This window comes from uncultured Methanobrevibacter sp. (assembly GCF_947169325.1).
GTDB lineage: Archaea > Methanobacteriota > Methanobacteria > Methanobacteriales > Methanobacteriaceae > Methanocatella.
Map to the genome: position 1 here is coordinate 1 of NZ_CAMVPN010000108.1, position 6,457 is coordinate 6,457.

Here is a 6,457-nt window from a genome sequence, read left to right on the forward strand (position 1 = left end):
TTTCTTGTGCTTTTTCAGCTGCTTTTCTGTATCCCATAGCTATGATTGTTGGGTGGATGTCTGAGTCTAATAATCCTTCGGATTTTTTCAATAATTCCCCAGCAATGATAACTGCAGTAGTAGTTCCATCTCCGACTTCGTCTTCTTGGGTTTTTGCTACTTCAACCAGCATTTTTGCTGCAGGATGTTCAATATCCATTTCTTTTAAGATTGTTACACCGTCGTTGGTTACGACAATGTCTCCGAGTCCGTCAACTAACATTTTGTCCATTCCTTTTGGACCTAAAGTAGTTCTTACAGTTTCAGCCAATACTTTACCGGCTAAAATATTATTTCTTTGAGCATCTCTGCCGACAGACCTGTTAGTACCTTCAGGTAAGATAAAAATTGGTTGTCCTTGTGCCATTAATAATCACCTTTTCTTTAATTTTTAAATAATTAGATCAGTTTAGTAGTCAACATGAGAAAATAAGTTATAGTGTTGAGTAAACCTTTCTACATAATACATGAGTTTAAGGTTATATAAATACTTAACGGTATAAAGTAAATTAAAGTAAGAAAAAGATTGATAGGAAAAATCCGACCGAAACAAGTGGTCGAAATATCAACAGAACAGTTAATAATTTTAGCATTTGTTGACATTACCATTAGAAATTTCAATGCTAACTCACATTAACAGCAAGGTACTGCAGAATAAACGTCAAAGAAGTGATGGCATATAGATGCATCGGCACAAAAATTAAAAATATGAGATACTTAGTATCTCAAAGACTCAGAGCCAACCCCATCAAAGGAATTATATGTAGGTAAAATTACCTACGTTGTTGTTTTTTCTCTAATCTGAAAGGAGGAGTCCTTTCAACAGTCTCATAAGCTTCTTGTTCTTCCTGAAGCTCATTAAAGAAAGCGTTAATTTCTTCTAACCTTTTAATCTTATCGTTTTTCCTATTTAATTCATTTTGAAGATTGAGATATTCTTCGCGAGGGATAGTTTGCTGCCTTAAGTATTTAAGTTCATTTTCCTTGGAATTGAATTCAGATTGGAGACTGAGGAATTCTTCACGAGGAACAGTTTTTTCCTTTAAATACTCCAGTTCGTTATTTTTGGCAGCGATTTCACTTTCCAATTTGGTTTGAAGAGTTACAAGTTCCTCACGAGGAACAGTCTGCTCTTTCAAATATTCGATTTGAGTATTTTTTGATGCGAGCTCATTTTCCAATCTGTTTTGAAGATTGATATATTCGTCTTTAGGGATGCTGTGTTCCTTAAGGGTATTAATCTGATTGTCCAAATTGGTCATTTCAGATTCAAATTGAGACTGAAGGTCAAAGTAGTCTTCTTTAGGGATAGTTTCTTGTTTTAAACTACTTATCTCATCGTTCATCTCATTGATTTTGGATTCGAATTGATTTTGAAGGTCAATATATTCAACTTTAGGAATAGTCTGTTCTTTTAAAATGTTAAGCTGATTATCTCTTTTGGATATTTCACTATCTTTTAAAACTAGTTCGTTATTTTTGAGCTCAAGCTGCTTTTCAAGTTCCATAATCTGGGTTTTTGACTCTACATTATTCTCCAGTTTGATGACTTTAATCTTATAATCATCGATGGTTCTTGAAAGTGAGTTAATTTGAGCATCCTTTTCAGCGGCACTTTTATAGGACTCGTTCAATCTTTCATTGACGTCAGCCAATTCCTTTTTCTTGTATTCCCTTAACTGTTCAGCGAAATATTCCTTGATTTCGTCAAGGGAATTGTTGACATAATCCAGCTCATAGATCCTGTCTTCCTGATTTTTGATTAAACTGTCCTTTTCTTCAAGCTGTTTTTTCAAAAGGTTTATTTCATCTTCTGCTTTGAATTTTATAACAGAAACTTCTTTTTCTTTTTCTACAATGTCTTTTTCGAGTTGTCTAATTCGTTGTGGAGTATTATCATTTGCTTTCTCCACTTCAAGTTCAGTTAAGTCTAATTTTAACTTATTAAGCTCTAATAGGCAAGACCGAATTAAAGATTGTAGAGTATCTTTTTCAGCATCAATTCCTATTTCCATTCTATCCCTTAGTTTAAATTTTATCCCTATATCGAATTCAAATTATTGAAATTATATGAATTTCAAAACTTCGATATATTGTACAATATAATTCCTTGCTATTAAATATTTCTTTTATACTATTTAAATTAAACCCTTAAATTGACTAAAAATAGAAAATAAAAACAATAAGAAAAAAGATAGAAAAAACAAAAAATATTAAAAAAAATAAGAAAAATAAATGGATAAAATTAGAGTATTTTATCATTTATCAATTCAGCATTCAATATTGAAGCTCCAGCAGCCCCACGAATAGTATTATGTCCAACAAGAACATATTTGAAACTGTTATCAAATGCTTGGTCTTCTCTTAATCTGCCAACAGTAACAGCCATACCGTTACCTGCATTTCTGTCCATCCTAGGTTGAGGGCGGTCATTTTCCTCTTTGACAATGACTGGATTTTCAGGAGCGGAATATAAATTTAGTTCTTGTGGCAATCCTTTGAAATTTGCCATACTATCTTTAACATCTGCAATGTCAAATCCATCATTCAACTCGACGAATACCGCTTCGGTATGACCATCGATAACAGGCACCCTATGACATGATGCACTCAATTTGAAATCGGCATTGACTACATCGCTACCATCGAATGTACCTAACAGATAGAGTGATTCACTTTCCATTTTTTCCTCTTCCCCACCGATGTAAGGAACGAGATTATCAATAATGGCCATTGATGGCACTCCGTTATAGCCTGCACCGGACACTGCCTGCATGGTTGAGACTCTAACTGACTTGACATCAAAATTATCAACTATAGGTTTTAATGTTAATGCCAACGCGATAGTGGAACAGTTAGGATTGGTTACAATGAATCCATCCCAGTCATTTTCCTTTTGCTGGGCATCAATCATGTCTAAGCATTTGGGATTGACTTCAGGAATCACCAATGGAATGTTTTTCTTCATCCTGTGTGCACTGGCATTACTTGCAACAACATAATCTTTTGCAAATTCTTTTTCAACTTTAAGTGCAAAATCAGCAGGAAGGGATGAAAATACTATATCAACATCATTGTCCATTGCATCAGGGTTAGTTTCAACAACCTTGATGTCCCTAACGGATTCCGGCATCTCTTCATTCATATACCAGGTTGTCGCATCCTCATATCTTTTGCCTGCGGATCTTGAAGACGCCGCCAAAGCTGTAATCTCAAAATCAGGATGGTTTTCAAGCAATTGGATAAATCTTTGACCTACCATCCCGGTTGCACCGAGTATTCCAACATTTACCATATAACTCACCTATTCTAATCCTAAAACATCATTCATGCTGCTTACAACACCTTTTTCAGCAGAAGGAATGTATCTGATAGCCCTTATGACACCTGCAATAAATACCTCTCTGGTATGTGCCTGGTGTTTGACCTCCAATCTTTCACCATCACCGACAAACATTACGGTATGGTCTCCAACAATGTCTCCTCCACGAATTGCGTGAACGCCTATTTCTTCGGCGGTTCTTTTGCCGACCAAACCTTGTCTTCCGTAAACTCCGACTTCTTCAGGGTCACGGTCAAGCTCTTTTGCAATCACTTCAAAGGCAGTCATTGCGGTTCCGGACGGAGCGTCCTTTTTCTGGTTGTGATGCGCTTCTATAATTTCAATATCATAATCATATAATAGAGGAGCCAATTTCTTAAGGGTATTGAAAAATACGTTGACTCCAATAGCCATGTTTGATGAAATCACAGCAGGAACGTTATTGTCTTCAACATTCTTGATGTTTGAAGCCATCTGCTCTTCAGTAAATCCTGTAGTTCCCACGACTATTCCCACACCACATGAAGTGGCTATTTTAATTGTTTCAACTGCTGCAGGAGCAATGGTAAAGTCAACCAATACATCAGCACCGGAGGATTTTAGAGCTTCCTCCAAATCCTGAGATCCGACAATTTTTACTCCAAGCTCATCGATTCCTGCCTGAAGACCTGCATCTTTTCCTGCAAGAGGAGTGTTTGGCATTTCAATAGCCGCAACCACTTCCATGTCATCTTGCTGTGTAATTTTTCTAATAATTCCGGAGCCCATTCTACCTGCTGCTCCAGTTACTGCTACTTTAATCATAATAATACCAACTTAAATTAAATCAGAATCTTTTAATGCTTTTTTAAGAATTTCCAAGTTTTCTTCTTTCATTTCGCATAACGGTTGTCTGAGAGGGCCTGACGGAAGTCCCATTAAATTCATTGCTGTTTTTACAGGAACAGGATTACTTTCAATGAATAAAGCCCTTATGATATCGAGCATTTCATAGTGAAGTTCAAATGCTCTTGTGTAATCGTCATTCAAAATACTGTTGACCATCAATGCCATCCTTCTGCCGTCGATGTTTGCGGATGCACTGATTACACCTGTTGCACCCACTGCCATGAGAGGCAATGTTAGGGAATCTTCACCGGAGAGTATGTTGAAGTCGTCTTCAAGACCTTCACGGGAAAGAGCCTGGTAGATGTCTGATACTTTATCGACACTTCCACTGGCTTCCTTGATAGCTTCAATACCGTCAACTTTTGCAAGCTCAACTGCGGTTTCAACAGCAATGTCAGAACCTGTACGGGACGGAACATTGTATGCGATAAGAGGAATGTCACATTTTCCGGCGATTGTGCTGTAGTGGTCAACCAATGCATGCTGTTGAGGCTTGTTGTAGTAAGGAGTAATCAGCAATGCTGCATCTGCACCTACATCAGCAGAGAATGAGGTCAATGATAATGCCTCGGAAGTTGCGTTACTTCCTGTTCCGGCAATAGTCTGGACTCTTCCGTCGACTTCATCAACCAGAATTTCAATTACCCTTTGATGTTCTTCGTGAGTTATTGTAGCGGATTCGCCTGTAGTTCCTGCACCGACCAAACCGTCCACACCCTGGTCTATCAAATAATTAATGTTTGACCTGAAACCTTCTTCGTCAATTTCTTTATCTTTATTGAATGGAGTCACCATTGCAACATAAGTACCTTCAAATCTCATTCTAAAACCTCGTTAACTAATTGACATGCTCTTTTACCATCTTCCCAATCGACAAACAGTACAACAGCTGTTTGGGATGATGTGATTTCCACAATATTAATGTTATTTTTCCTTAACGGTTCTGTAATTCCTGAAATGATTCCAGGAGTTTCTATGATATCCGGACTGACCAAAGTAATCATTGCTGTGTCCCTGCCTAATGAGAGAGAACTTAAAACTTCGGTTTCAACCACAAGATTGTGTAAAATGTGATATGCCTGTTCAGCATCTTTTTTGCTGACAAATGTTGTGATTGAATTCTGACCGGCAGATATTCCGAAAATGTTAATGTCATTTTTAGCAAGACATCCTGTCAGGTCAGCTAAAAGCCCTACTTTTTTAAGCATAGCTTCTCCGACAAGAACAATAAGTGAAATAGGATCCTTGTAAAGGGATACGGATTTTAAGATATCCCCTTCAAAGGGCCCTGTGATACGGGTTCCCTTTGAATTTAAATCACCGTTGGCGAAATTAATAATTTTTGCGCTTATTAGCGGGTCTTTATATTTTAATGCATGTGGGTGCAAGACCTGAGCACCGTGAGTAGCTAAATCTCTCATTTCCTCAACTGTTATCTCTTCAAGCAATTCAGCTTCCTCTATTTTGTTAGGGTCAGTTGACATTACTCCATCAACGTCTGTAACGATGATGACCTCATTTGCATTCAAGCAATGTCCGATAAGGAATGCTGAAATGTCACTTCCACCTCTTCCCAAAGTGGTGATTTCTCCGCTAGGTCCTTTTCCTAAAAATCCGCAAACGACAGGGATGATTCCCTGATTGATAAGATTTTCAATGCCGTTGATCTTCTTGTTTGTTGTGTTAAAGTCAATTTTAGCTTCAAGAGAATTTGCATCAGTTATAATCGGCCATAATTCATTATAAGGGTCAATGAATTCAGATTTAACACCTAAAGATTCAATAGCTGCTGAGAATAATCTAGCACTAGTCAATTCACCCATAGCCATAATCTCTGCCTTCTGCTTGTCAGTTAAACCATCCCCAATTGCATCATTGGATAAACCAATTAACTCATCAGTAGTCTTGTTAACTGCAGAAACTACAACTACCAACTGATTGCCTTTCATATACTCATTTACCACGGACTGCGCCGCTTTTTTAATTCTGGAACCATCACCTACCGAGGTCCCTCCAAATTTCGCTACTATTAAATCCATAAATTCACCTATTTCAATTGAAAACTATAAAAAGTTTCTCCATATTTTTGAGCTTACAAAAATATTAATTTATATTTATATCCAATCATATTAATAAACCTTATATATAGAATTAGAATAAAGAAATTGAAAATAATAAAAATTTAAAATTAAAAAAAATATACAAAAA

At 36.8% G+C, this 6,457-nt stretch carries 6 protein-coding genes; all 6 read right to left on the minus strand.

Annotated features, from left to right (window positions below):
- Positions 1–406: TCP-1/cpn60 chaperonin family protein (locus Q0W26_RS10950; RefSeq protein WP_298525227.1), on the minus strand; the 406-nt coding region annotated here is incomplete at its 3' end.
- Positions 407–812: 406 nt separating this feature from the next.
- Positions 813–2,054: a hypothetical protein gene (locus Q0W26_RS10955; protein ID WP_298525230.1), complete on the minus strand. Its 1,242-nt coding sequence runs from the start codon at positions 2,052–2,054 to the stop codon at positions 813–815.
- 230 nt (positions 2,055–2,284) lie between these two features.
- Positions 2,285–3,334, minus strand: coding sequence for an aspartate-semialdehyde dehydrogenase (gene asd / locus Q0W26_RS10960; RefSeq protein ID WP_298525232.1), 1,050 nt, complete (start codon positions 3,332–3,334; stop codon positions 2,285–2,287).
- 9 nt (positions 3,335–3,343) lie between these two features.
- Positions 3,344–4,165, minus strand: a complete 822-nt coding sequence (gene dapB / locus Q0W26_RS10965; RefSeq protein ID WP_298525235.1) for a 4-hydroxy-tetrahydrodipicolinate reductase — start codon at positions 4,163–4,165, stop codon at positions 3,344–3,346.
- Between the two features lie 12 nt (positions 4,166–4,177).
- On the minus strand, positions 4,178–5,071 hold the full coding sequence (dapA, locus tag Q0W26_RS10970) for a 4-hydroxy-tetrahydrodipicolinate synthase (RefSeq protein WP_298525238.1): 894 nt from the start codon (positions 5,069–5,071) through the stop codon (positions 4,178–4,180).
- On the minus strand, positions 5,068–6,288 hold the full coding sequence (locus Q0W26_RS10975; protein WP_298525241.1) for an aspartate kinase: 1,221 nt from the start codon (positions 6,286–6,288) through the stop codon (positions 5,068–5,070). The genes dapA and Q0W26_RS10975 overlap by 4 nt, the downstream gene beginning before the upstream one ends.
- Positions 6,289–6,457 lie beyond the last annotated feature (169 nt).